Origin of the sequence: Bacillus sp. FSL M7-1345 (assembly GCF_038006985.1) — a bacterium.
GTDB lineage: Bacteria > Bacillota > Bacilli > Bacillales > Bacillaceae_G > Bacillus_A > Bacillus_A cereus_U.
In genome coordinates, this window is sequence record NZ_JBBOWG010000001.1 from 486,162 (window position 1) to 511,877 (window position 25,716).

The window sequence follows — 25,716 nt, forward strand, 5'->3', positions numbered from 1 at the left end:
AAATAAGATGGGTATGCCAAAACGCTACAGTGAAATGACACCACATGAGCTAAGGGAAGAAATTGGGGTTTTGAAGGAGCAAGCAGTAAAGGCTGAGCAACTTGGAATTGTAAATGAATTCGATGTATTAATGAGAAAAATGGCTATGGCTCGTGCTTATATGATAGATATAAATAAATTCCATATTGGTGAGACATATGAATTAGTAGAAGAACCTGGTGTGGTATTTAAAATTACGTATTTCAATGGGGTATTTGCTTGGGGATATAAGCAAAATGATAATGAAGAGATTGGAATACCAATTTCCTTGCTACAAGAAAAATAAAAACCAGAGAGCGAATCTCTCTGGTTTTCATCTTTGGTAGGCGTTAAAGGAGATAGGAGATTCTAAAATTGGCGTTTTTTACATTCGTTTGCCAGTATAATGAGAGACTGGGTTTGTTGCGTCTGTCCGTTAACTTGCGCCTTCGCATGTTTTGGACGAGTCCACGTATGGTTAAATAATTCAGAACGACGATCTAAATGGTCACGGTAGCTCATCTTTATCACCTCGTGTAGGAATTTAATTTGGACTACTCTTCCTGCTGATTTGCAGCACGCATACGTTCTTGTGGGTGCGTGTTAATTGTGCCGTTAGGTCGTTTCGAAGCGAAGCGTGATTTCGCTTTCGGTTGACCTTCGATTTTGCTGTTGTTTTTTGACTCAGACCAAAATTCGGCTTGTCTACCCATTAAGAACGCCCCCTCATTATCAGTCGATACCTCTTTAAGAAGTATCACTTATAGAATGTGCAAAATAGAAGAAACTATCCTTTAGAAATGAAGGGAATAAAATGCAACTTTAACCAGTGGTTTTTTTATCCCCCCACTGGTTATTAGCCCGCACCAATCGGGATAGATAAAAGGAGAATAGAACATGAATGATATTTATGAAACATTAACGAAAGAATTATTAGATAAGAATGACAACCTTTCTTACGCACAAGCTCGTGCATGGGTTGAATTACTGTGGGAAGACTTCCGAACAACTTATGCTAAATCAGGTCGTTACCAAGGTGAGGAAATGACTGAACAAGTGGTACGAACATGGGTTAATAATCATGGAGAGCGCCTTCATGAAATGCGTACGAATAATCCGAAGTATAGCCATTTAATCAATCAAGAAGATCATTTGAAACATTAAAAAAAGCGACTTAGGTCGCTTTTTTTAATGTGGAAGCAATTCCAGTTTCTTTCGAAGTTTTTCTTCGCTGAAAATCCATCCTGTATATGAATTAATAATATTTAAATTTTGATCGAGCTGGACGATTGCGACGAATGGATAATAATCTTTACTTCGATACCGCAAATCAATAAATCGAACTTCATAATAGTTATCATAATCGAAAATATCCCAGCGATATACAGGCGAGAAAGATAAGAAAGCAGATATATTTTCATCTCGCACAGCAGCTTGCATAATGGCAGTATTCGGGAACGGTACGCGATTAAATTTATCGTATACAAGGATATTACCGCGGTGCCATCTTGCGACGTAGTAATGTTCAGTTGTAACGACGGCTAAATGATAATGATAAAATTTGTAAGAAGGAGAAATAATCACTTTCTCTACATTTTTGAAACGTTTGTATACTACACTTTTGATATTTCGATGCATCATAATGCGGCCGATGTAGTAAACAAACATTAATATATACGCTGCTAAAGCAGTATAGCCTTTATGTGCTCCGACAAGCATACAGGCGATAGCGAGTATATGGATAAAGAAAATGACCGTATCAAACGTATTAATTATGCCGAGCGCTACCCATTTTTTTGTGAAGGGCCTTAATGCCTGTGTACCATAGGCATTGAAAATATCCACAAAGACATGAAGAAAGACGGCAATAAATGACCAAAGTAGTAGATGCAGATAGGGAGCGTCTGAAAAGAAGGCGAAAGAGATGCCACTTATAAGGAGTGACCAAAGAATCACTGCAGGAATGGAATGAGTAATCCCGCGATGATTTCTTATATATTTAGCGTTATTACGCAATTTTAAAACTGTATCGATGTCAGGAATATTGGAACCGGCAATTGTTGCAAGCATCACTGCTTGTGGCCCGATATCACTTTGTGCTATAGCTGGATCTAATGTTGCCAAACTGCCTAGAGTAACGCCCATAACAAGGTGAGTGGCTGTGTCCATAGAAATCCACCTCCGTTTTTTATTAATGTAACTCTTTTTATTCGATACCTCAAGTCCTTTGCCTTCTATTTCCTATGTCATCTTACTTAAATTTTTTCCTAAAATCTTTATAATAGTACATATATGCAAAAAAATGAGGGGGATCAAGTTTGACACTTGAAATATTAAATGAGTTTAACATAGAACAGTTTCAAAATGATTTAATTGGTTGGTTTGAAAAAGAACAACGTGATTTACCGTGGCGAAAAAATAAAGATCCATACCGTGTTTGGGTTTCGGAAATTATGTTACAGCAAACAAGGGTAGAGGCTGTAAAACCATATTACGCAAATTTTATGGGGAAGTTTCCTACGCTTGAAGCGCTAGCAACTGCCGATGATGAAGAAGTATTAAAAGCATGGGAAGGCTTAGGTTATTATTCTAGAGCACGAAATTTACACGCGGCAGTAAAAGAGGTAAAAGAAGTATATGGCGGGACAGTACCGAGCGATGTAAAGAAAATTGAAAAATTAAAGGGAGTAGGACCATATACAAAAGGTGCCATTTTAAGCATTGCATATGGCATACCAGAGCCAGCGGTTGATGGAAATGTTATGCGCGTATTATCTCGTATTTTATCAGTGTGGGATGATATTGCAAAGCCGAAGACGAGAAAAGTTTTTGAAGAGATTGTGCGTGAAATTATTTCGGTAGAAAATCCATCTTATTTTAACCAAGGTTTGATGGAATTAGGGGCATTAATTTGTATCCCGAAAAATCCATCTTGTTTACTTTGTCCTGTACGTGAACATTGCAGAGGGTATGCTGAAGGTGTTCAAAAAGAACTGCCAGTGAAAAGTAAAGCGAAAGCACCTACAATGGTACCGCTCGTTGCAGGAGTACTTCAAACTGAAGATGGCCGTTACGTAATTAATAAACGCCCAAGTACGGGATTACTGGCTAATATGTGGGAGTTCCCGAATATTGAACTAGGTGAAGGTATTCGTAATCAGAAACAACAGCTTACGGATTATATGAAGGAGAGCTTTGATCTCTCTGTTTCAATTGATGAATACGCGATGAATGTACAACATACTTTTACACATCGTACTTGGGATATATTTATATTTTACGGAAAAGTAACAGGTAATATTGTCGAAACGGATACATTAAAGTTTGTGTCGAAAGAAGCGTTCGAACAGTTACCTTTCTCGAAATCACATCGTACAATTTACGAAAAGTGTGTTGAGAAATTACAATGCAATAAAGTGAAACTTTAATCAGTGGGGGTTTTCTTCATCCCCCACTGATTATTAGCCTTCACCAATCGGGCTTTTACGGGCAGTTGATCCCTACCTAACTTCTTTGCTTTCGCTGCATTTTGAGGTGGGGGTCTTACTGCCCGTTAATGCGGGATAAATAATAAAAACGTGTTCCAGAACTTTGGAACACGTTTTTTATATTGAAAATAAATTTGTATTTTGAGGTTGGAAATCCAAGCGTTTATAATCCGCCCCGTGACTCAATTTCTTTCACAATTTCTTTATAAATCGTTTGTCCCTCTACATTTAGATAAGGCATAATTTGCTGAAATGAATGATGAAAATAAGCTAATTCATCCTCTTTCCATTCATTTTTGGAAATCATAGTTAGCTCAGTCATATCACGTCCAGTATACATATTCCCACCTCCATCATATGTAGTTTGAATGAGTGATAAGAGATATATGCGTGAATTTTTAAAAGAAAATTAAGGATAACTTCTAAGTGAATTGGTTACATTATTGATTGTGGAGGTGAGAAAGATGAGTAAAAAACAACAAGGTTATAATAAGGCAACTTCTGGTGCTAGCATTCAAAGTACAAATGCTAGCTATGGTACAGAGTTTGCAACTGAAACGAATGTACAAGCAGTAAAACAAGCAAACGCACAATCAGAGGCACAGAAAGCACAAGCTTCTGGTGCTCAAAGTGCAAATGCTAGTTATGGTACAGAGTTTGCAACTGAAACAGATGTGCATGCAGTGAAAAAACAAAATGCACAATCAGCTGCAAAACAATCACAATCTTCTAGCTCAAATCAGTAATGAAGGAAAAACACTTCTCCGTTCGAGAGAAGTGTTTTCTTTGTGTGCGTGTCACTGTAATGAAAATAAAGGGAACGACATAACTTCTAATAAGTCAACAAATGTAGTCAAAGGAGAAAGAAGTTCACGATTAGAAATATGTAATAGGAATTATAACTGGCGAATGAATCAAAAAGGGGGTAAGTGATGAACGACTTTGATAAGTTGGTAGGAGAGCAGTTGGAAACGATGGATGAGCTTTTAAAGTTACAATCACATTTAGAGAAGTATCAGCAAATTGAAATGAGTGGAAGGGATACGTGTGATAAAAAAGAATTGCATTTTATCCGTCAAGAAATATACAGAACAGAAATAGCATTAAAACTTTTGCATGAAAAATTTGAACAGCAAACGAATAATGTGATTCAATCTTTTGAAACCGAAAAAATAATTTCAAATTAAGGGTGAGATATGTTGTTGATTTTAGGGGAAAGTCCTTTCTTAAACAGAGATGAGGGGGACTTTTCTTTTTGTTATATCTTCGTTTAATCTTCTAAAATACGTATTGCTAATTCATAGAGGATTTTCCTTTATTAAAAGGGTTGGTGATGTGGTATTCAATAATACAAACTTCATTATATTCCTTATGAAAACAAGTATCCTATCGCTTTAGTTTTAAAATTTTGACAAAAAAGTTATAATAGAAAAAAAGTGAATGCAGTTCAAGGGGTAGTTAAGACAACTTAAGAATGGCATTTGCAGCTGAAAGAAGGGAGCATATATGGGATTTCCCAAAGAAGGAGAAAAGGTACAAATACATAGTTATAAACATAATGGCTCCATTCATAGAATGTGGGAAGAGACAACGATTTTAAAAGGGACGCAGAGTCTTGTGATCGGAGCGAATGATCGTACAGTAGTTACGGAATCAGATGGCCGAACATGGATTACTCGCGAACCTGCGATTTGTTACTTTCATGCCAATTATTGGTTTAATGTGATTGGAATGCTAAGGGAAGAAGGAGTATATTATTATTGTAATTTAAGTTCTCCTTTTGCATATGACTCTGAGGCATTAAAGTATATTGATTACGATTTAGATATTAAAGTGTATCCGGATATGACATATACACTTTTAGATGAAGATGAGTATGAGAAGCATAGCCAAATCATGCAGTATCCACCTGTTATTGATACAATTTTAAAACGAAATGTAGCACATTTAACACAGTGGATTCATCAAAGAAAAGGTCCATTCGCACCGGATTTCGTAGATATGTGGTACGAAAGATATTTAATGTACAGAAATTAAAACAAACCTGCAGGGGATTTCCCGGCAGGTTTGTCCTATTAGAGGGGGGATTATGTGCAAGGTATAAAAAGATATTTACAATTTGTTAAACCATATCGATGGCTTATTGCTATTACAATTATTATTGGTCTTGTGAAGTTTGGTATCCCGCTTATTATGCCATGGTTATTAAAGTATATTATTGATGATGTTATTCAAAGCACGGGATCGCTTCAAGAAAAAACGTCTCAATTAATAACCGCAATTGGGATTGCTTTTTTTATTTTTGCAGTAGTAAGGCCGCCGATAGAATATTATCGTCAATATTTCGCGCAGCGCATTGCCAATACAATACTATACGATTTACGAAAATATATTTTTGGGCACTTGCAAAAATTGAGCTTACGTTATTATTCGAACACAAAAACAGGGGAGCTTATTTCACGTGTAATCCATGATGTAGAACAAACGAAGGACTTTGTAATTACTGGTCTTATGAATGTTTGGTTAGATACTGCAACAATTGTTATTGCCATTATCGTTATGTTTTCTATGAATATAAAATTAACCTTTGTTGCTTTATTAATCTTACCTATTTATGTAGTTGCAGTGAAATATTTTTTCGGGCGCCTTCGAAAATTGACGAAAGAGCGCTCACAAGCGTTAGCAACTATGCAAGGGTATTTACATGAACGTATTCAAGGGATGCAAGTGACACGTAGTTTTGCATTAGAAGAGTATGAAAGAGGACAGTTTGAAAAGAGAAATAATGAATTTTTAACGAAAGCACTAACTCATACGAGTTGGACAGCGAGAACATTTTCGGCAGTGAATACGTTAACGGATTTAGGGCCATTACTTGTTATTGGTTTTGCGGCGTATGAGGTAATTCAAGGATCGTTAACACTGGGTACTATGGTTGCTTTTGTTGGATATATGGATAGTTTATATAGTCCGCTTCGTCGCCTTGTTAATTCATCTACAACATTAACACAGTCTTTCGCCTCGATGGATCGAGTGTTTGAATTGTTGGATGAAAAATACGATATTGTTAATGTGCCAAATGCGGTGCAAACAAAAAAGTTAAATGGTGAAATTGTATTTGATAATGTTTCTTTTCGTTATAATGCGGATGAAAAAGAAATATTGCATAATCTGTCATTAACTATGCGCTCGGGAGAGAAGGTTGCGCTTGTAGGGGCAAGTGGAGGAGGAAAGTCATCTCTTGCTAGTTTAATTCCGCGTTTTTATGATGTTTCTGAAGGTGCAGTTTATATAGACGGGATAGATGTAAGAAAGTATAATATGAGAAATTTACGTAGTCATATTGGAATTGTGCTACAAGATAATTTATTATTTAGCGATACAATCGGGGCTAATATTTTATATGGCAATCCGAAAGCTACAGAGGCGGAAGTGATTTCAGCTGCCAAAGCTGCACAAATTCATAATTTTATTACAGATTTGCCAGACGGCTATGATACTGTCGTTGGGGAACGTGGTGTGAAATTATCTGGTGGACAAAGACAGCGTGTAGCAATCGCGCGGGTTTTTCTAAAGAATCCGTCTTTACTTATATTAGATGAAGCAACGTCCGCTTTAGATTTAGAAAATGAACGGTATATTCAAGAGGCACTGCAAACGTTAGCTGCAGATCGGACAACAATTATCATTGCACACCGATTAGCGACGATCACGCATGTCGATACAATTATTTATGTTGAAGATGGTGAAATAAAAGAAAAGGGTTCTCATGAAGAGTTAATGAAAAAAAGGGGATTTTATTACAATCTATATCGACTTCAGCATATAACAGAAACAGCTCCTTTAGCGTAAAAGGAGCTGTTTTTTATTCGTCTTCTTTTTTATCTTCGATTTGGAGTTCGCTTTCTGGTTTATGGTATGTGTAGAAGCTATCCACAAGTAAATCTAAATGCTCTACTTCCTCACTGTAGTTAATAATTGAAGAAATAAGAGGGAAGAGGTGTAACCATATTTTATATGCTTCCTCATCGTCCTTATTTTGATAATCCATAAAGATATCAATCAATTCTTGTTTACCTGTTTCAACTTCATCAAGCATCTCAACGGATTGTTGTTTCTTTGCTTTACCAATAAATTTTAATAACACTTGTTCGTGATAATGCGTTAATGAATCAAGTTCGTTTTGAATAGATTCCTGAAACTCTTCTGGCATATAGCGCAGTTCATTTTCAGTGCGATGTAATGACTTTAACGTGCTTAAAGCACGGCTTGTTGTCGCTAACATTTGTCTGAATAAAACGAGCTTACGAATTTTCGCGAATTGTATTTTTTTCGTATAGCTTCTTTCTTCTTTATACAGCAAATAGTAATGATTTAGTTTAATCATTTTTTCTTTCATGCGATCAATATCGGTTTTTAGCGTTGTAAAATCAGAAGCTTGCCTACTGTTCATACGAATCCATTTAACAATTTCCTCTGTATTATCAACGATGCGATGGTAAAGTTTTGTTTCATATTTTGGCGGCATAAATACTAAATTTACAAGCGAAGCCGCAATAATTCCAATCATAATCGTCGCGAATCGAAGTAAGGCAAAATTAAAGAAATCTTCGCCTTGATACTCCATAATGGCGATAACTGTTACTAAAGCGAGTGATATTGTTTTTTCTAAGTGTAATTGTAAAGTAAGAGCAATTACTAATATACACGTTAATCCAATAATAAAAGGATTATGTCCAAAAGCAGTAGCAAATACGATAGCGAATACCGCACCAATTACGTTTGCTTGAATTTGCTCAAGAGCTGTTAAATACGAGCGATATACAGACGGTTGAACAGCAAAGATAGCTGAGATTCCCGCAAATACTGGACTCGGTAATTGAAGTAAAATACAAGCAAATAAAGCTAATGTAATGGCAATACCCGTTTTTAAAATGCGAGCACCAAGTTTCATACCCTTATTGATATCCTTTCTCTTGTCATAATGAATGTACAACATGATACTATACATTCATTACAATATGTTAGCAAGTGATATTTTAGTGACGTTAAAAAGTTTAATAAATAAATTACAATCAATTTATAATTTCTCCAAATTCTCTTTAAACATCTATTCTTTAATAAAAAAACCTGCTGAATTTCAGCAGGTTTCAAATTGTTATTCTAGATTACTATGCGATGCTCGCTTCGTCAATTTTTTTATGAAAATAAATATTATACATATCATTCGGTTGAAATAGATGGATCCGCCTGTTCTTTTTTCGGGATAATTTCATAGAAGTGAAGCTGGATATCATCTAATAATGGTGTTAACAAAGCAGCTTCTTCATATTGTTCATGCTCATTTAATACACGAATGTAGTCTAATAATAATTCATTCACATCTTGCAAACCATTTTTACTAATTGGCTGCAATGTTACATTTGCACCTTTAGCAATTCTTCTTTTTAAAGCGTCTTCTGTTAAACCTAAGTTTGGCTCATGACGTAAATAAACAACACCACCAGTCATGCCGGCACAAATCCATGGACCAGGATCTCCTAAAACAAGAGCGCGACCATTTGTCATATATTCAAAAGCAAATCCTTTTATATTAGAATATACTCCGATATTTCCTTGTTCTTTTTCGCGGAGTGGTTTTGTAATTCTGCCTCCAATTATCATATCTGCTCCAGAAAGGCGAATGCCAGCACGAGCATCAGCGTTACCTTGCACGTATAATGCACCTTTTTGAGCGCCGTATCCAAATCCTTTTCCGACAGAACCGTTATAATATGTTCCATCTTTTCCTTTTGCTTTCGTTATATAAATGCCACCGCCAAATGAAGTTTTTCCAATTCCATCTTGCGCGCCACCATTTACGTGTATAAATAAGTTCTCGCTATTGTACGCGCCTAATCCGTTTCCGGGAACAGATCCGTTTGTATACTTTAATGTAAGTGGTTCAAGATGAGTGTTTTCATATAATTTGCTACGAATACGATAACAGGATTCTAGACCGCCCATTACGCGTTGCTCTACGCCGACGCTTACTAATTCTTTTGACTGGAGAGAATTTGTTGTTTCAAATTGTTTTTCTTGTACAGATGCCGTTATTTTCACGGATGAATCTTCTATCGTTTGTATTAAATTACGTAAGTCTAATAAGTCCTTGCCTCGAGTTTGTTCTAATAAATCCGATCGTCCGATAATATCTTGTAAGTTTGTGTAACCGAGCTGCCCTGTTAAACGTTTCAATTCTGTACCGAAAGTAGTGAATAGGCTTAATAGTCCTGTAACTGCGCTTGCTAATTCACGTGGAACGAAACGGCGCAGTCCATGTTCTTTCGCTTGAGCTTCAGATTCAATTTGTGTTGCAATTCCGACGTGGCACGTATCAAGATGACAACCACGGCAAGTTGTACAGCCAATTGCAATCATTGATAATGTGCCAAATCCGATCCGGTTTGCTCCAAGGAGCATGATTTTTAAGGCGTCATTGACACTTCGAATACCGCCGTCTGCCCAAATTTCTACTTTATGTCTCATATTTGCTTCTAGTAACGCATTGTGAGCAGCTTTAACACCGATTTCTACAGGAAGACCTACATGTTGCAATGCGTGAATACGCGCAGCGCCTGTTCCGCCATCAAATCCACTAATGTTAATAAAGTCAGCGCCAGCTTTTGCGATACCGACAGCAATTGTTCCGATGTTAGGAACGACAGGAACTTTTACAGCTACTTTTGCAAGATGATTAGCCGTTTTAATTTCTGTAATCATTTGAGCCAAGTCTTCAATTGAATAAATATCATGGTTGTTAGAAGGTGAAATTAAATCTGAACCGATTGTAGCATTACGCGCTTCCGCAATTTTGGCAGTCACTTTTGAACCAGGCAAATGTCCACCTTCACCAGGCTTTGCTCCTTGACCGATTTTTATTTCAATTAAATTTGATGAATTTAGTAGTTCAGCGTTTACTCCAAATCGGCCAGATGCAACTTGTTGTCCGCGTGTATGTGGGTATTTACCAATCATATCTTTAATTTCGCCGCCTTCACCGTTCAAACTAATCATATTTAACTGATTGGCAGCTTCTGCATATGCGCGAAAGGCAATTTCATTTTGAGAACCGAATGACATAGAACTAATAATAAATGGTAAATCATGATTGTGAATGCCGATGGACACTTCTTCAGTTGGAATTACATGTTTTGTTTGTTTTGTTTGAATAAGGTGCCTGATTGCGATAGGGTTATTTTCTTCCAATTCACTTAACTTGTCGCGGTAATCATCATAAGAGTTTCCTTTTGCAACATCACCAATTGCTTTCCAAATCCGCGGGAATATATGAAATGATTTTCGCATTCTAACTTTTGGATTGTTATAATCATCAGCTCGAATTTTCGCATCTTCAGCAAGTGATTCAAGTGAAAAAGCTAAATCATTTGAACCGAAGAAGTTTGTAATTTGTAATATATTTGCGATTTCCTCATGTAATCCAATAGAGGAGAAGAGGCGACCGTAACCGCGTAATTCATGAATTCCAATCGTCGAAATTACTTTCTCTAGTCCTTTATTAAGTGCGGTATACAAATTAGTAATTGGTGCTTTTGTTCCATCATTTACCGTTGCGAACAATAAATATGGATTAATACCATCTGCCCCTAATCCGTATAGCGTGACGATATCGTGTAAGGAGCGAAGGGCACCAGAGCGTATAACGAGAGAGCATTTCCGGCGTAATTTATTTTCAGTTAATGCTTGATGTACTTTAGCAGTAACTAAATGTGGATCAATCCATAACAGTTCATTTTGATGAGATTTAGCGTCATCTAATACTAGTAGGGAAGCCCCGTCTTTAACGGCTGCTATCGCTTCGGAACCAATTCGGTTTAATGCGCTTTGTAGAGTTTCTGATGGACTAAATGTGACAGGAATTGTAGAGACAGAGCTATGAGTGATGAATAGCTGTATAAGTTGTTCGTACGTAATCGTGTGTAAGTCTGCCGCGATAGATTGAGCTAAACTTCCTTCTAAAATAATGGGTGAAAGCATCTCGATTACAAATGGTTGTTTAGAGTTATCTAATAAACCCGGACGCTCTCCGAGTACAGTACGTGTGGAGAAGTGCTCGACTTCTCGATCACGATCGATTGCTGGATTTGTAACAACGGCTACACTTTCCTTAATGAAATCAGCAATATTTCGTCTATCTGTATCAAGTGCGGCAAGTGGTGAGTCATGCCCAAGTGAACGAATTGGTTCGACGCCTTTTGTCGCCATCTGTTCAAGGAGCTGAATATGTTCTCGATCCCAGCCGAAAGCGACGTATTGTCTCGTTTCAACTTGAACAGAATCACATAATCCCTCAGTTTCTTTCGTTTCAGGGATAGATAAGTTTACATGATAGTTGGTAACATCGATTCGTTTCTTAAAACGGTTGTATACTTCAATTTGATAATTATCGTATTCATAGAGAACAAGCTCATCTTGTTGATTCCATTTTAATCCAACCTTTTCGCCAGGAGCGAGTGGTTTCGGCTCTGCTACATATTCGGCTGGTGATACAACTCCAGGTTCAGAAGAGAAAATATAGGAGCTCTCTGTCTCTACTTTCCAAACTGGGCGTAATCCAAGGGAATCGACACTGAAAACAGCTTCATCTTTATAACGTGAAATGATGCCAGCTGGACCTTGTGCGAAATGCCCCCAAGCCTCACGTATATAAGTGTATAAGTTTTGTAAGTTTGTTTCGTAAAGTTTTATTTCATTAATAATTGGTGGAAATAATATATCCATTGCTTCAAATAAACTGTAGTTATACTGAACGAGAAGGGTTTCTAAGGTGCGGTTTAAATCTTGGGAATCACTGCCCCCGGCAGTAAGTGGTACATTAATCATGTCAGCTTGATCGCGTAATTTTGCAATCGTGTTAATTTCACCATTATGCCCGAGAATACTAAATGGTTGTACACGAAAAAAATTAGATAACGTATTAGTAGAATAGCGATTATGTCCTAGTGTCATAGTTGAAGCGATAAGTGGGTGTTGTAAATCATTGTAATAAGCAACGAGTGTATCCCCAGCGCCCAGAACTTTATATACAACATGTTCATGACTTAATGAGGCAACATGAATTGCTTCATTTTCTTCGATTTTTATTGTTACAGAAAATAATGTTTGTTCAATATTTTTAACTTCACTTTGGGCGATAAGGGCAATTTGCCAAAATAAAGGTTCTTCTTGTTTACCAAGAGGACCGAGTGCATCTGAGTTTATTACATCATCATTTTCGAGAACAATTGTAAAGTTTTCATTGTTTAGTTGCGTACGAATGTAATCTTTTAAATCAGCAATGTTTTCTTGTTTGTTTAGAAAAAAATGTCCAACGATAAAGTGGGGATGATCCACAATCGTTGGATTATATCCGCTACTTTTTAGTTTTTCATTCCAAAGTGCTTTTGGCATGTCGATATGAATTCCGATGCCATCTCCTTCGCCATTAATGAAACCAGCTCTATGATTCATTTTGACTAGTGATTGTATACAAAAATCGATGTTTTCTTTTGTAGGAATTCTTCGTTTTTCCATAACGGAAACGATTCCACACGCATCATGTTCTGCATTTTTATAATTCCGAAATAAAGACGGTGTCCATTTATTTTTTTTATTGAGCATCCGTCAATCCCCCCTCTGGAAAGTGAATTTTGAATAATCTTACTATTTAAGGCGTGAACTGCCTTGTATACAGGGATAGTAAGGATATAAAAGAATATAAAACAGATAATTATGAATAATTATACTATTAATGAGGGATTTATGAAATAGAAAAAAGGAAAAAAGAAAGATGGGCTTTCTTTTTTCCTTTTGAATGAAGAGATTATTTATTGTTCGCTAGGGTAGAAAATGCTCTGCCAACAGCTTCAATTGTATATTCAATATCTTCTTTTGTATGTTCTGTCGTTAAGAACCATGCTTCATATTTAGAAGGTGCTAAATTAATACCTTCTTGAAGCATCAGCTTGAAGAATCTACCGAACATTTCACCATCTGTATTTTTGGCTGCATCGTAATCTTCAATTGTATTTGTCGTGAAGTATACAGTTAATGCACCCTTTAGACGGTTTACTGTAATATCGATGTTATGTTTTGTAGCTTGTTCTAAAATTCCTTTTTCAAGCATTGCGCCAAGTGCATCTAATTTCTCGTATACGCCTTCTTGTTGAAGTACTTCTAGGCAGGCAATACCTGATGCCATAGAAGCAGGGTTCCCGGCCATTGTACCAGCTTGGTATGCAGGGCCGAGCGGTGCAACTTGTTCCATAATTTCTTTCTTACCACCGTAAGCACCAATTGGAAGGCCACCGCCGATAACTTTACCAAGTGCTGTTAGATCTGGGGTTACGCCAAGTAAGTCTTGAGCGCCGCCATACATAAAGCGGAAAGCAGTAATAACTTCATCATAAATTACTAGTGCACCAGCTGCGTGAACAAGTTCATTAACTTTTTCAAGGAAGCCAGGTTTTGGCTCTACAATACCGAAGTTTCCAACGATTGGCTCTACAAGGATAGCTGCTACTTCATGTCCCCATTTATCTAACGCTTCTTTTAAAGTTTCTACATTATTAAATGGAACAGTAATAACTTCTTGGGCGATACTTTGTGGCACGCCAGCTGAATCAGGAATTCCAAGGGTAGAAGGACCAGAGCCAGCTGCTACAAGTACTAAATCGGAATGACCGTGGTAACAACCAGCGAATTTCATAATTTTTGTGCGGCCAGTGTAAGCACGAGCAACACGAATGGTTGTCATAACGGATTCTGTACCAGAGTTTACGAAGCGGACTTTATCTAAAGCGGGCATTGCTTCTTTTAACATTTTTGCGAATTTTACTTCTAATGCTGTTGGAGTACCGTATAGTACGCCATTTTCAGCCGCTGTTTTAATTGCTTCTGTTACGTGTGGGTGAGCATGTCCAGTAATAATTGGGCCATACGCTGCTAAATAGTCGATATATTTATTTCCATCTACATCCCAGAAATAAGCACCTTTCCCGCGTTCCATTGCAATAGGGGAACCGCCTCCAACTGCTTTAAAAGAGCGAGAAGGACTATTAACACCACCAACGATATGTTCTAACGCTTCTTTATGTAATGCTTCTGATTTCGTGAAATTCACTACAATTCATCTCCTTACAAAAATCTATGTATTATTCTAACATGTTTTTCGAAAAGACGTATTGTTTGTGATAGAAGGAGCAGTTGGGTAAACTATTCGTTGTGACATTTAGGAAGGGGGTCCGATTATGAAATCGGTAATTGAGGTACAAGGGTTACGTAAAGAGTTTACAGCTTATTCAAGTCGTCCGGGCTTAAAGGGTGCATTTCGCGATTTATTAAATCGTAATTATAAAATAGTGCCAGCAGTGAATGATGTTTCTTTTACTATAAAGCAAGGTGAAATGGTTGGTTATATTGGTGAGAATGGTGCTGGTAAATCAACGACGATTAAAATGCTTACAGGGATTTTGACTCCGACATCAGGACAAATTACAGTGAACGGAATGAATCCACACAAACAGAGAGAAGAATTTGTAAGAACAATCGGTGTTGTGTTTGGGCAGCGTTCGCAGCTTTGGTGGGATATCGCAGTGCAAGAATCATTTCGTTTATTGAAGAAAGTGTACGGTGTATCAGACGCTCAGTATAAGGAACATATGGAACATGTTATTGAAACGTTAGATATCGGTCCTTTATTAGATAAACCGGTACGGAAATTATCTCTTGGTCAAAGAATGCGTTGTGAATTAGCAGCGGCGTTAATTCATAATCCGCCGTTATTATTTTTAGATGAACCAACAATTGGACTAGATGTTCTTGTGAAATTGAAAATACGAGAATTCTTAAAAGAGATGAATGAACGTTATAAAACAACAATTTTATTAACGACACATGATATTACTGATATTGAAGCTTTATGTGAACGCGTCATCATGCTTGATGAAGGAAATATTATGTATGACGGATCTTTAGATAATCTTCGTACGCAGTGGGGAGTAGAGAAGGAAATACATTTTCAGTTTGTTGCCCCAGTTTCATACCAGGAGTTATCAATGGTTATGCCAGATAGTCATGTTGTTTGGTCAAAAGCGAAAGAAGAAAACGCATGGGTTGCAAAAATACCGAATGAAGAAGTTATCATTTCTATGTTGATTTCTAAAGTAGTACAAGCCTTTCAAATTAAAGATTTGAAAATTAACGAAGTGTCTACAGAGGAAATTATTCGTAACATTTATGAAGAAGGTATTATGCATGGGTAAGTATATTGAAATGATTCGGATTCGTTTTTTAATGATGCTTGCTTATCGTACAAATTATTACAGCGGGATTTTAATTTATACGATTAACATTGGTGCGTATTATTTTTTATGGCAAGCAATTTATAGCGGGAAAGAGAATATTGAAAGTTTATCTATTTCGCAAATGACTACGTATATTGCGATCGCATGGATGGCACGCGCTTTTTATTTCAATAATATAGATAGAGAAATTGCGATGGAAATTCAAGAAGGACGTGTGGCGGTAGAACTAATTCGTCCATATAACTATTTAGGTATGAAAGTTATGCAAGGGCTTGGAGAAGGGATATTCCGTTTTGCTTTCTTTTCAATTCCGGGTATGGTTATTGTTACGTTATTATTTTCATTACAAATTACAACGAATTTTCAAACGTGGTTATATTTCTTCTTATCTTTAATATTTAGTTTTATCATTAATACACAAATAAATTTAATGACAGGAATGCTTACATTCTTCTTATTTAATAATAGTGGAATTATGTATGCGAAACGTGTTGTTATCGATTTATTTTCTGGTTTATTATTACCGATTAGTTTTTATCCGTTATGGGCCCAAAAAGCAATGGTGTTTTTACCGTTTCAAGCAATTAGTTATATTCCGAGTATGATTTTCTCTGAAGGTATACAAGGAAGTAAGTTATATGAAGCTTTATTATTTCAAATGATTTGGGCAATTATACTTATTATTCCAATTGTACTGATGTGGAAAACGGCGAGAAAACGTCTAATCGTACAAGGGGGATGACGAGATGATATATATAAAATTATTTTTGCAATATGCAAGTCAATATATAAAAACAAAATTGGAGTATCGTGGCGATTTTATCGTCGGATTACTTTCAGATTTATCACTACAAGCTGTTAATTTAATCTTCATTCTCGTTGTGTTTGGGCATACTCAAGCACTAAAAGGGTGGAGCCGAGAAGAAGTAATCTTTATCTATGGGTTCTTTTTAGTACCGTTTGCCATTTTTTCAGCTTTCTTTAATATATGGGACTTTAATGATCGTTACATTATTAAAGGAGAAATGGACCGTATATTAACGAGACCGATTCATAGTTTATTTCAAATTATATTAGAAAGAATGGAACTTGAATCTTTAATTGGAGCTATTACGGGGATTATTGTGATGAGTTATGCAGCAATGGAGCTGCAATTATCTTTTTACTGGTATGATTTCTTCTTATTCCTACTTATGGCAGGGGGAGGGGCACTTGTGTACGGTGGGATATTTGTTACGCTTGCAAGTCTTGGCTTTTGGTCGGATGCGAAAAGTTCCATTATGCCGCTTATGTATAACATAGGGAATTATGGACGCTATCCTGTTGATATTTATAACCGTGTTATTCGCTTTGTTTTAACGTTTGTTTTACCGTTTGCATTTGTTGGGGTATATCCAGCAGCATACTTTTTAAGAAAAACAGAGTGGAATAGCTATGCCTTCGCAACGCCAATTGTTGGTGTTATCTGTTTTACTATTGCAATCAACCTCTGGAATCAAGGGGTTAAACGATATCGTGGTGCAGGGAATTAATTATAGAAGCTTGTTCGTTTCTAAGGGATAAATCAGCTATAGTCCTCATACATATAAAATGAGGTGGAGGACATGTTATGGGGATTTATTCTATTAATTGCAGCAATCGCTATTTTGAGAAGTGTCCAATTATTATGGAGTTCATATTCAAATTCCAATCGTTTCTTTTCGCTGTACAATTTAGCTACGTTGTTTTTAATTTATACAACGGTACTGATTGCGTTTGGATTAAGTTATGTTGTGCTAGAGGAAATGGGTTTTGCAGTTTTGAAAGAAGATGGGGATAGGTTAAGTGCTCATTCCTTTCAGCTCGTTGAAATATGTTTATATTTTAGCGCGGTTACTTTATTGTCCGTTGGATATGGTGATATAGCTCCGATTGGAATCGGAAGATGGATTGCAATTGGAGAAGCGCTAATTGGATATACATTACCGTTTGCATTTGTGGTAAGGACTGTAATGGACAATGAAAAATAAGGTAGCATTTGTTATAGTAATAGAAAAGAAAAGGAGTGATAACAATGATCACAGTAGGAGAAATAGCACCGGAATTTACATTAGAGGGAAGTACCGGAGAACAAATTCGCTTAGCTGACTTCCGAGGTAAAAATGTAGTTTTATATTTTTACCCGAAAGATATGACTCCAGGGTGTACAACTGAAGCATGTGATTTTCGTGATGCATATGGATTATTCCAAGAGAAGGACACGGTCATCCTTGGTGTAAGTCCTGATTCGGTGAACAGACATATGAAATTCATAGAGAAGCATGAGCTTCCATTTGTACTTTTAGTAGATGAAGATCATAAAGTAGCAGAATTGTACGATGTTTGGAAGTTGAAAAAGAACTTTGGAAAAGAGTACATGGGAATCGAGCGTTCTACATTCCTTATCAATAAAGATGGTGAACTTGTAAAAGAATGGCGTAAAGTGAAAGTGAAAGGACATATTGAAGACGTTCTTTCTTATATAAAGTGAAACTTTAATCAGTGGGGGGTGTCTATCTACACTGATTATTAGCCCGCACCAATTGGGCTTTTACGGGCAGTTGATCTCCCGCCTAACTCCTTCGCATTTGCGGAATTTTGAAGTGGGAGTCTTACTGCCCGCAAATAGCGGGATAAAATAATCTATATTAATGTGGAGAAAAAATATATATGTAAGGCATGCGTCTATACATATTTTCTTGCGATACATAAAGTGAAAGTGTAGGGCATACCTCCTCAGATGATAGTATTCCAAGTGCGATTATGTCGCACTTTTTTCTATGTAAATGTATAGGAAATGGGGGAAGGTATATAAGAATAAGGATATATACAAAAATAAACCACATACTTATAGTAGAAATATTGACGATTTATAAGAAAAAGAGTACACTCTTTATAAGAATTATAAAATAATAATCCGTATAGAATCGGGGTGCATGACGGTGGTCAAAGAAGAATTAAAAGAAGCGCTAGAAATGCTGAAAAATACGGGTGTACGCATTACTCCACAGCGTCATGCTATTTTAGAGTACCTTGTGGAATCTATGACACACCCAACAGCGGATGACATTTATAAAGCATTAGAAGGTAAGTTTCCAAATATGAGTGTTGCAACTGTCTATAATAACTTACGTGTGTTTAAAGAAGTTGGACTTGTAAAGGAATTAACTTATGGGGATGCTTCAAGTAGATTTGATTATGTTACAAGTCAACATTATCATGTGATTTGCGAAAAATGTGGTAAGATTGTTGATTTTCCTTATGGAGGTTTGGAACAGCTTGAAGAGGAAGCTGCGAAAACGACAGGCTTCGTTATTAATAGTCATCGCTTAGAAATTTATGGCGTTTGTCCAGAGTGTCATAAGGCGTAATATATAATAAAGAAAGAGGGTGACGATTTCGTCACCCTCTTTCTTTATTATATGGGGATGAAAAAATACTAAAGTGAAAGTACGTGTTATCCTTTATAGCTTTTTTTATTGTACTTCTCATTAAATTCTTTTCCTTCTAAACTCGGATCGAGTGTTAAAGGTTGGTTGCAATGCATACATGCGTCGACACGACCGAGCATTTTTGTTGGTTTATCGCAGCTTGGACAAATAATTTGTATCGTCTTTGTAGATAACATACCAATCCAAAAGTAAACAACAGTGCTAGCGATGACAGCTAAAAAACCAAACATCATAAAGGTTGTCATAATAATGATGTTTTCGCGAAAAAAGACACCTAAGTATGCAATGAAGAGGCCGATAAATACTAAACTCAATGCAAAGGTTCGGATTTTATTAATTTTGTTCGAATATTTAATACCCATTCCCACCACACTCCTATAGGAATAATATAACACACAATTTAGAATATTTTATGAAAGTGAAGGCGATGATTAAATTTATCACTTATTAAAGAACAGTAGTGCTTTCTTTTAAGATGCAATACAGAAAGAGATTAGGTGGAAGAAGCATGTCTATAAAAGAGGAGTAGTAATTTTTTCTATAGTTAATTTAGCTTTTTAACGGGATGTGAAATTTTTTTAGAAAAAGTATTGACCCTATATATACTGCATGATATATTAATAAACGTCGCTGATGCGGAAACGCAGAAAACGACAAAAAAGAAATTTAAAAAACTTAGTTGACATCGAAAAACGAAGATGTTAACATAAGGAAGTCGCAATTGAGCGGCGAAGTAGTTCTTTGAAAACTGAACGAAACAAACAACGTGAACGTCAATTTTTATTTTTAGATGCTAGACAAACTAACTTTATTGGAGAGTTTGATCCTGGCTCAGGATGAACGCTGGCGGCGTGCCTAATACATGCAAGTCGAGCGAATGGATTAAGAGCTTGCTCTTATGAAGTTAGCGGCGGACGGGTGAGTAACACGTGGGTAACCTACCCATAAGACTGGGATAACTCCGGGAAACCGGGGCTAATACCGGATAATATTTTGAACTGCATAGTTCGAAATTGAAAGGCGGCTTCGGCTGTCACTTATGGATGGACCCGCGTCGCATTAGCTAGTTGGTGAGGTAACGGCTCACCAAGGCAACGATGCGTAGCCGACCTGAGAGGGTGATCGGCCACACTGGGACTGAGACACGGCCCAGACTCCTACGGGAGGCAGCAGTAGGGAATCTTCCGCAATGGACGAAAGTCTGACGGAGCAACGCCGCGTGAGTGATGAAGGCTTTCGGGTCGTAAAACTCTGTTGTTAGGGAAGAACAAGTGCTAGTTGAATAAGCTGGCACCTTGACGGTACCTAACCAGAAAGCCACGGCTAACTACGTGCCAGCAGCCGCGGTAATACGTAGGTGGCAAGCGTTATCCGGAATTATTGGGCGTAAAGCGCGCGCAGGTGGTTTCTTAAGTCTGATGTGAAAGCCCACGGCTCAACCGTGGAGGGTCATTGGAAACTGGGAGACTTGAGTGCAGAAGAGGAAAGTGGAATTCCATGTGTAGCGGTGAAATGCGTAGAGATATGGAGGAACACCAGTGGCGAAGGCGACTTTCTGGTCTGTAACTGACACTGAGGCGCGAAAGCGTGGGGAGCAAACAGGATTAGATACCCTGGTAGTCCACGCCGTAAACGATGAGTGCTAAGTGTTAGAGGGTTTCCGCCCTTTAGTGCTGAAGTTAACGCATTAAGCACTCCGCCTGGGGAGTACGGCCGCAAGGCTGAAACTCAAAGGAATTGACGGGGGCCCGCACAAGCGGTGGAGCATGTGGTTTAATTCGAAGCAACGCGAAGAACCTTACCAGGTCTTGACATCCTCTGAAAACTCTAGAGATAGAGCTTCTCCTTCGGGAGCAGAGTGACAGGTGGTGCATGGTTGTCGTCAGCTCGTGTCGTGAGATGTTGGGTTAAGTCCCGCAACGAGCGCAACCCTTGATCTTAGTTGCCATCATTAAGTTGGGCACTCTAAGGTGACTGCCGGTGACAAACCGGAGGAAGGTGGGGATGACGTCAAATCATCATGCCCCTTATGACCTGGGCTACACACGTGCTACAATGGACGGTACAAAGAGCTGCAAGACCGCGAGGTGGAGCTAATCTCATAAAACCGTTCTCAGTTCGGATTGTAGGCTGCAACTCGCCTACATGAAGCTGGAATCGCTAGTAATCGCGGATCAGCATGCCGCGGTGAATACGTTCCCGGGCCTTGTACACACCGCCCGTCACACCACGAGAGTTTGTAACACCCGAAGTCGGTGGGGTAACCTTTATGGAGCCAGCCGCCTAAGGTGGGACAGATGATTGGGGTGAAGTCGTAACAAGGTAGCCGTATCGGAAGGTGCGGCTGGATCACCTCCTTTCTATGGAGAATTGATGAACGCAGTTCATCAATAAACGTTGACTTGTTTTGTTTCGTTCAGTTTTGAGAGAACTATCTCTCAAGTTTAAATGTATGTTCTTTGAAAACTAGATAACAGTGTAGCTCATATTTTTTTAATTTTAGTTTGGTTAAGTTAGAAAGGGCGCACGGTGGATGCCTTGACACTAGGAGTCGATGAAGGACGGGACTAACGCCGATATGCTTCGGGGAGCTGTAAGTAAGCTTTGATCCGAAGATTTCCGAATGGGGAAACCCACTATACGTAATGGTATGGTATCCTTACCTGAATACATAGGGTATGGAAGACAGACCCAGGGAACTGAAACATCTAAGTACCTGGAGGAAGAGAAAGCAAATGCGATTTCCTGAGTAGCGGCGAGCGAAACGGAATCTAGCCCAAACCAAGAGGCTTGCCTCTTGGGGTTGTAGGACATTCTATACGGAGTTACAAAGGAACGAGGTAGACGAAGCGACCTGGAAAGGTCCGTCACAGAGGGTAACAACCCCGTAGTCGAAACTTCGTTCTCTCTTGAATGTATCCTGAGTACGGCGGAACACGTGAAATTCCGTCGGAATCTGGGAGGACCATCTCCCAAGGCTAAATACTCCCTAGTGATCGATAGTGAACCAGTACCGTGAGGGAAAGGTGAAAAGCACCCCGGAAGGGGAGTGAAAGAGATCCTGAAACCGTGTGCCTACAAATAGTCAGAGCCCGTTAATGGGTGATGGCGTGCCTTTTGTAGAATGAACCGGCGAGTTACGATCCCGTGCAAGGTTAAGCTGAAGAGGCGGAGCCGCAGCGAAAGCGAGTCTGAATAGGGCGTTTAGTACGTGGTCGTAGACCCGAAACCAGGTGATCTACCCATGTCCAGGGTGAAGTTCAGGTAACACTGAATGGAGGCCCGAACCCACGCACGTTGAAAAGTGCGGGGATGAGGTGTGGGTAGCGGAGAAATTCCAATCGAACCTGGAGATAGCTGGTTCTCCCCGAAATAGCTTTAGGGCTAGCCTTAAGTGTAAGAGTCTTGGAGGTAGAGCACTGATTGAACTAGGGGTCCTCATCGGATTACCGAATTCAGTCAAACTCCGAATGCCAATGACTTATCCTTAGGAGTCAGACTGCGAGTGATAAGATCCGTAGTCAAGAGGGAAACAGCCCAGATCGCCAGCTAAGGTCCCAAAGTGTGTATTAAGTGGAAAAGGATGTGGAGTTGCTTAGACAACTAGGATGTTGGCTCAGAAGCAGCCACCATTTAAAGAGTGCGTAATAGCTCACTAGTCGAGTGACTCTGCGCCGAAAATGTACCGGGGCTAAATACACCACCGAAGCTGCGAATTGATACCAATGGTATCAGTGGTAGGGGAGCGTTCTAAGTGCAGTGAAGTCAGACCGGAAGGACTGGTGGAGCGCTTAGAAGTGAGAATGCCGGTATGAGTAGCGAAAGACGGGTGAGAATCCCGTCCACCGAATGCCTAAGGTTTCCTGAGGAAGGCTCGTCCGCTCAGGGTTAGTCAGGACCTAAGCCGAGGCCGACAGGCGTAGGCGATGGACAACAGGTTGATATTCCTGTACCACCTCTTTATCGTTTGAGCAATGGAGGGACGCAGAAGGATAGAAGAAGCGTGCGATTGGTTGTGCACGTCCAAGCAGTTAGGCTGATAAGTAGGCAAATCCGCTTATCGTGAAGGCTGAGCTGTGATGGGGAAGCTCCTTATGGAGCGAAGTCTTTGATTCCCCGCTGCCAAGAAAAGCTTCTAGCGAGATAAAAGGTGCCTGTACCGCAAACCGACACAGGTAGGCGAGGAGAGAATCCTAAGGTGTGCGAGAGAACTCTGGTTAAGGAACTCGGCAAAATGACCCCGTAACTTCGGGAGAAGGGGTGCTTTCTTAACGGAAAGCCGCAGTGAATAGGCCCAAGCGACTGTTTAGCAAAAACACAGGTCTCTGCGAAGCCGTAAGGCGAAGTATAGGGGCTGACACCTGCCCGGTGCTGGAAGGTTAAGGAGAGGGGTTAGCGTAAGCGAAGCTCTGAACTGAAGCCCCAGTAAACGGCGGCCGTAACTATAACGGTCCTAAGGTAGCGAAATTCCTTGTCGGGTAAGTTCCGACCCGCACGAAAGGTGTAACGATTTGGGCACTGTCTCAACCAGAGACTCGGTGAAATTATAGTACCTGTGAAGATGCAGGTTACCCGCGACAGGACGGAAAGACCCCGTGGAGCTTTACTGTAGCCTGATATTGAATTTTGGTACAGTTTGTACAGGATAGGCGGGAGCCATTGAAACCGGAGCGCTAGCTTCGGTGGAGGCGCTGGTGGGATACCGCCCTGACTGTATTGAAATTCTAACCTACGGGTCTTATCGACCCGGGAGACAGTGTCAGGTGGGCAGTTTGACTGGGGCGGTCGCCTCCTAAAGTGTAACGGAGGCGCCCAAAGGTTCCCTCAGAATGGTTGGAAATCATTCGTAGAGTGCAAAGGCATAAGGGAGCTTGACTGCGAGACCTACAAGTCGAGCAGGGACGAAAGTCGGGCTTAGTGATCCGGTGGTTCCGCATGGAAGGGCCATCGCTCAACGGATAAAAGCTACCCCGGGGATAACAGGCTTATCTCCCCCAAGAGTCCACATCGACGGGGAGGTTTGGCACCTCGATGTCGGCTCATCGCATCCTGGGGCTGTAGTCGGTCCCAAGGGTTGGGCTGTTCGCCCATTAAAGCGGTACGCGAGCTGGGTTCAGAACGTCGTGAGACAGTTCGGTCCCTATCCGTCGTGGGCGCAGGAAATTTGAGAGGAGCTGTCCTTAGTACGAGAGGACCGGGATGGACGCACCGCTGGTGTACCAGTTGTTCTGCCAAGGGCATAGCTGGGTAGCTATGTGCGGAAGGGATAAGTGCTGAAAGCATCTAAGCATGAAGCCCCCCTCAAGATGAGATTTCCCATAGCGTAAGCTAGTAAGATCCCTGAAAGATGATCAGGTTGATAGGTTCGAGGTGGAAGCGTGGTGACATGTGGAGCTGACGAATACTAATAGATCGAGGACTTAACCATATAATATGAAGCAACGTTATCTAGTTTTGAGAGAATATAAAAAACTTATTGACTTTCAGGTTGAATAAGTTATAATAATGATTGTCTCAAAAGAATAATGTCTGGTAATGATGGCAGAGAGGTCACACCCGTTCCCATACCGAACACGGAAGTTAAGCTCTCTAGCGCCGATGGTAGTTGGGACCTTGTCCCTGTGAGAGTAGGACGTTGCCAGGCAATATTATTCCGCAGTAGCTCAGCGGTAGAGCTATCGGCTGTTAACCGATCGGTCGTAGGTTCGATTCCTACCTGCGGAGCCATTGGAGAGCTGTCCGAGTTGGCCGAAGGAGCACGATTGGAAATCGTGTATACGTCACAAGCGTATCAAGGGTTCGAATCCCTTGCTCTCCGCCATAAGGATTTTATAATATTTGGCCCGTTGGTCAAGTGGTTAAGACACCGCCCTTTCACGGCGGTAACACGGGTTCGAATCCCGTACGGGTCACCACTTTTGGAGGATTAGCTCAGCTGGGAGAGCACCTGCCTTACAAGCAGGGGGTCGGCGGTTCGATCCCGTCATCCTCCACCATATAAATTATATGAATAATATTGTCGCGGGGTGGAGCAGTACGGTAGCTCGTCGGGCTCATAACCCGAAGGTCGCAGGTTCAAATCCTGTCCCCGCAACCAAACATTTTCGTAATTTGGTTGCTAACACTTATCATATAATTATATAAATAATATTATCGCGGGGTGGAGCAGTACGGTAGCTCGTCGGGCTCATAACCCGAAGGTCGCAGGTTCAAATCCTGTCCCCGCAACCAAATGGTCCCGTGGTGTAGTGGTTAACATGCCTGCCTGTCACGCAGGAGATCGCCGGTTCGACCCCGGTCGGGACCGCCATTTTAATAAGGCTCGGTAGCTCAGTCGGTAGAGCAGAGGACTGAAAATCCTCGTGTCGGCGGTTCGATTCCGTCCCGAGCCACCAT

21 protein-coding genes, 8 tRNA genes and 3 rRNA genes are annotated in these 25,716 nt (G+C 39.6%); 24 read left to right on the forward strand and 8 right to left on the reverse strand.

What is annotated here, in order from left to right:
• Positions 1 to 7 precede the first annotated feature (7 nt).
• Positions 8 to 325 (forward strand): YfhH family protein, encoded by a 318-nt coding sequence (locus MHB76_RS02490; protein ID WP_002113842.1) that lies wholly within the window; start codon positions 8 to 10, stop codon positions 323 to 325.
• 62 nt (positions 326 to 387) lie between these two features.
• Here MHB76_RS02490 and MHB76_RS02495 read toward each other — a convergent pair whose 3' ends face one another.
• Complete coding sequence (locus MHB76_RS02495; RefSeq protein WP_002010325.1) at positions 388 to 540, reverse strand: YpzG family protein; 153 nt, start codon at positions 538 to 540, stop codon at positions 388 to 390.
• Between the two features lie 32 nt (positions 541 to 572).
• Positions 573 to 731: a small, acid-soluble spore protein K gene (locus MHB76_RS02500; RefSeq protein ID WP_002113845.1), complete on the reverse strand. Its 159-nt coding sequence runs from the start codon at positions 729 to 731 to the stop codon at positions 573 to 575.
• 184 nt (positions 732 to 915) lie between these two features.
• On the opposite strand from MHB76_RS02500, the gene MHB76_RS02505 reads away from it, so the two are divergent.
• Positions 916 to 1,182: a YfhJ family protein gene (locus MHB76_RS02505; RefSeq protein WP_002159380.1), complete on the forward strand. Its 267-nt coding sequence runs from the start codon at positions 916 to 918 to the stop codon at positions 1,180 to 1,182.
• Between the two features lie 24 nt (positions 1,183 to 1,206).
• Here MHB76_RS02505 and MHB76_RS02510 read toward each other — a convergent pair whose 3' ends face one another.
• Complete coding sequence (locus tag MHB76_RS02510; protein ID WP_002151725.1) at positions 1,207 to 2,187, reverse strand: metal-dependent hydrolase; 981 nt, start codon at positions 2,185 to 2,187, stop codon at positions 1,207 to 1,209.
• A 149-nt stretch (positions 2,188 to 2,336) separates the two neighbouring features.
• On the opposite strand from MHB76_RS02510, the gene mutY reads away from it, so the two are divergent.
• A complete protein-coding gene (gene mutY, locus MHB76_RS02515; protein ID WP_340985603.1) occupies positions 2,337 to 3,446 on the forward strand; it encodes an A/G-specific adenine glycosylase in 1,110 nt (369 codons plus the stop codon).
• Positions 3,447 to 3,669: 223 nt separating this feature from the next.
• Here mutY and MHB76_RS02520 read toward each other — a convergent pair whose 3' ends face one another.
• A complete protein-coding gene (locus tag MHB76_RS02520) occupies positions 3,670 to 3,846 on the reverse strand; it encodes a hypothetical protein (RefSeq protein WP_002159377.1) in 177 nt (58 codons plus the stop codon).
• A gap of 124 nt (positions 3,847 to 3,970) precedes the next feature.
• Between MHB76_RS02520 and MHB76_RS02525 the strand changes: the two genes are divergently transcribed.
• The 4 genes from MHB76_RS02525 to MHB76_RS02540 all read left to right on the forward strand — a co-directional run bounded on the left by MHB76_RS02525 (position 3,971) and on the right by MHB76_RS02540 (position 7,358).
• Positions 3,971 to 4,252: a gamma-type small acid-soluble spore protein gene (locus MHB76_RS02525; RefSeq protein ID WP_002151730.1), complete on the forward strand. Its 282-nt coding sequence runs from the start codon at positions 3,971 to 3,973 to the stop codon at positions 4,250 to 4,252.
• 186 nt (positions 4,253 to 4,438) lie between these two features.
• Entirely contained in the window at positions 4,439 to 4,693 is a 255-nt protein-coding gene (locus tag MHB76_RS02530; protein WP_002010338.1) for a YgaB family protein, read from the forward strand.
• A gap of 319 nt (positions 4,694 to 5,012) precedes the next feature.
• Positions 5,013 to 5,543, forward strand: a complete 531-nt coding sequence (ntdP, locus tag MHB76_RS02535; protein WP_000506627.1) for a nucleoside tri-diphosphate phosphatase — start codon at positions 5,013 to 5,015, stop codon at positions 5,541 to 5,543.
• A gap of 54 nt (positions 5,544 to 5,597) precedes the next feature.
• Entirely contained in the window at positions 5,598 to 7,358 is a 1,761-nt protein-coding gene (locus MHB76_RS02540; RefSeq protein WP_078173493.1) for an ABC transporter ATP-binding protein, read from the forward strand.
• Between the two features lie 13 nt (positions 7,359 to 7,371).
• Here the strand turns inward: MHB76_RS02540 and MHB76_RS02545 are convergent, their stop codons facing one another.
• From MHB76_RS02545 to hemL, 3 genes are all read right to left on the reverse strand, one after another.
• Positions 7,372 to 8,460: an aromatic acid exporter family protein gene (locus tag MHB76_RS02545; RefSeq protein WP_002159375.1), complete on the reverse strand. Its 1,089-nt coding sequence runs from the start codon at positions 8,458 to 8,460 to the stop codon at positions 7,372 to 7,374.
• A gap of 269 nt (positions 8,461 to 8,729) precedes the next feature.
• Entirely contained in the window at positions 8,730 to 13,166 is a 4,437-nt protein-coding gene (locus MHB76_RS02550) for a glutamate synthase-related protein (RefSeq protein ID WP_340985605.1), read from the reverse strand.
• 202 nt (positions 13,167 to 13,368) lie between these two features.
• On the reverse strand, positions 13,369 to 14,667 hold the full coding sequence (gene hemL, locus MHB76_RS02555; RefSeq protein WP_078173491.1) for a glutamate-1-semialdehyde-2,1-aminomutase: 1,299 nt from the start codon (positions 14,665 to 14,667) through the stop codon (positions 13,369 to 13,371).
• A 127-nt stretch (positions 14,668 to 14,794) separates the two neighbouring features.
• Here hemL and MHB76_RS02560 point away from each other — a divergent pair, with 127 nt between their 5' ends.
• The 6 genes from MHB76_RS02560 (at position 14,795) to perR (ending at position 19,239) form a co-directional block, all read left to right on the forward strand.
• Positions 14,795 to 15,808 carry an ABC transporter ATP-binding protein gene (locus tag MHB76_RS02560; RefSeq protein WP_002113870.1) on the forward strand — a complete coding sequence of 338 codons (1,014 nt, stop codon included), beginning with the start codon at positions 14,795 to 14,797 and terminating at the stop codon, positions 15,806 to 15,808.
• Positions 15,801 to 16,592: an ABC transporter permease gene (locus MHB76_RS02565; RefSeq protein ID WP_002113871.1), complete on the forward strand. Its 792-nt coding sequence runs from the start codon at positions 15,801 to 15,803 to the stop codon at positions 16,590 to 16,592. The genes MHB76_RS02560 and MHB76_RS02565 overlap by 8 nt, the downstream gene beginning before the upstream one ends.
• Positions 16,593 to 16,596: 4 nt before the next feature.
• A complete protein-coding gene (locus tag MHB76_RS02570; protein WP_078173490.1) occupies positions 16,597 to 17,382 on the forward strand; it encodes an ABC transporter permease in 786 nt (261 codons plus the stop codon).
• Positions 17,383 to 17,454: 72 nt separating this feature from the next.
• Positions 17,455 to 17,859 (forward strand): potassium channel family protein, encoded by a 405-nt coding sequence (locus tag MHB76_RS02575; protein ID WP_002091112.1) that lies wholly within the window; start codon positions 17,455 to 17,457, stop codon positions 17,857 to 17,859.
• A 44-nt stretch (positions 17,860 to 17,903) separates the two neighbouring features.
• On the forward strand, positions 17,904 to 18,359 hold the full coding sequence (bcp, locus tag MHB76_RS02580; RefSeq protein WP_002010353.1) for a thioredoxin-dependent thiol peroxidase: 456 nt from the start codon (positions 17,904 to 17,906) through the stop codon (positions 18,357 to 18,359).
• A 451-nt stretch (positions 18,360 to 18,810) separates the two neighbouring features.
• Positions 18,811 to 19,239 (forward strand): peroxide-responsive transcriptional repressor PerR, encoded by a 429-nt coding sequence (gene perR / locus MHB76_RS02585; RefSeq protein WP_000237831.1) that lies wholly within the window; start codon positions 18,811 to 18,813, stop codon positions 19,237 to 19,239.
• An 86-nt stretch (positions 19,240 to 19,325) separates the two neighbouring features.
• Here perR and MHB76_RS02590 read toward each other — a convergent pair whose 3' ends face one another.
• Complete coding sequence (locus MHB76_RS02590) at positions 19,326 to 19,682, reverse strand: YgzB family protein (protein WP_078173489.1); 357 nt, start codon at positions 19,680 to 19,682, stop codon at positions 19,326 to 19,328.
• Positions 19,683 to 20,128: 446 nt separating this feature from the next.
• Between MHB76_RS02590 and MHB76_RS02595 the strand changes: the two genes are divergently transcribed.
• The 11 genes from MHB76_RS02595 (at position 20,129) to MHB76_RS02645 (ending at position 25,715) form a co-directional block, all read left to right on the forward strand.
• Positions 20,129 to 21,680, forward strand: a 16S ribosomal RNA gene (locus MHB76_RS02595).
• A 146-nt stretch (positions 21,681 to 21,826) separates the two neighbouring features.
• Positions 21,827 to 24,748, forward strand: a 23S ribosomal RNA gene (locus MHB76_RS02600).
• 100 nt (positions 24,749 to 24,848) lie between these two features.
• A 5S ribosomal RNA gene (rrf, locus tag MHB76_RS02605) occupies positions 24,849 to 24,964 on the forward strand.
• The 16S, 23S and 5S rRNA genes sit together here with 8 tRNA genes alongside, the layout of an rRNA operon.
• Before the next feature lie 8 nt (positions 24,965 to 24,972).
• Positions 24,973 to 25,047, forward strand: a tRNA-Asn gene (locus MHB76_RS02610).
• A gap of 2 nt (positions 25,048 to 25,049) precedes the next feature.
• Positions 25,050 to 25,141: transfer RNA gene (locus MHB76_RS02615), tRNA-Ser, on the forward strand.
• Positions 25,142 to 25,160: 19 nt separating this feature from the next.
• Positions 25,161 to 25,235, forward strand: a tRNA-Glu gene (locus MHB76_RS02620).
• Between the two features lie 5 nt (positions 25,236 to 25,240).
• Positions 25,241 to 25,316: transfer RNA gene (locus MHB76_RS02625), tRNA-Val, on the forward strand.
• 24 nt (positions 25,317 to 25,340) lie between these two features.
• A tRNA-Met gene (locus MHB76_RS02630) sits at positions 25,341 to 25,417 on the forward strand.
• A gap of 57 nt (positions 25,418 to 25,474) precedes the next feature.
• Positions 25,475 to 25,551 (forward strand) — tRNA-Met (locus MHB76_RS02635).
• Between the two features lie 3 nt (positions 25,552 to 25,554).
• Positions 25,555 to 25,630: transfer RNA gene (locus tag MHB76_RS02640), tRNA-Asp, on the forward strand.
• A 9-nt stretch (positions 25,631 to 25,639) separates the two neighbouring features.
• A tRNA-Phe gene (locus MHB76_RS02645) sits at positions 25,640 to 25,715 on the forward strand.
• The last annotated feature ends 1 nt before the right edge of the window (position 25,716 follow it).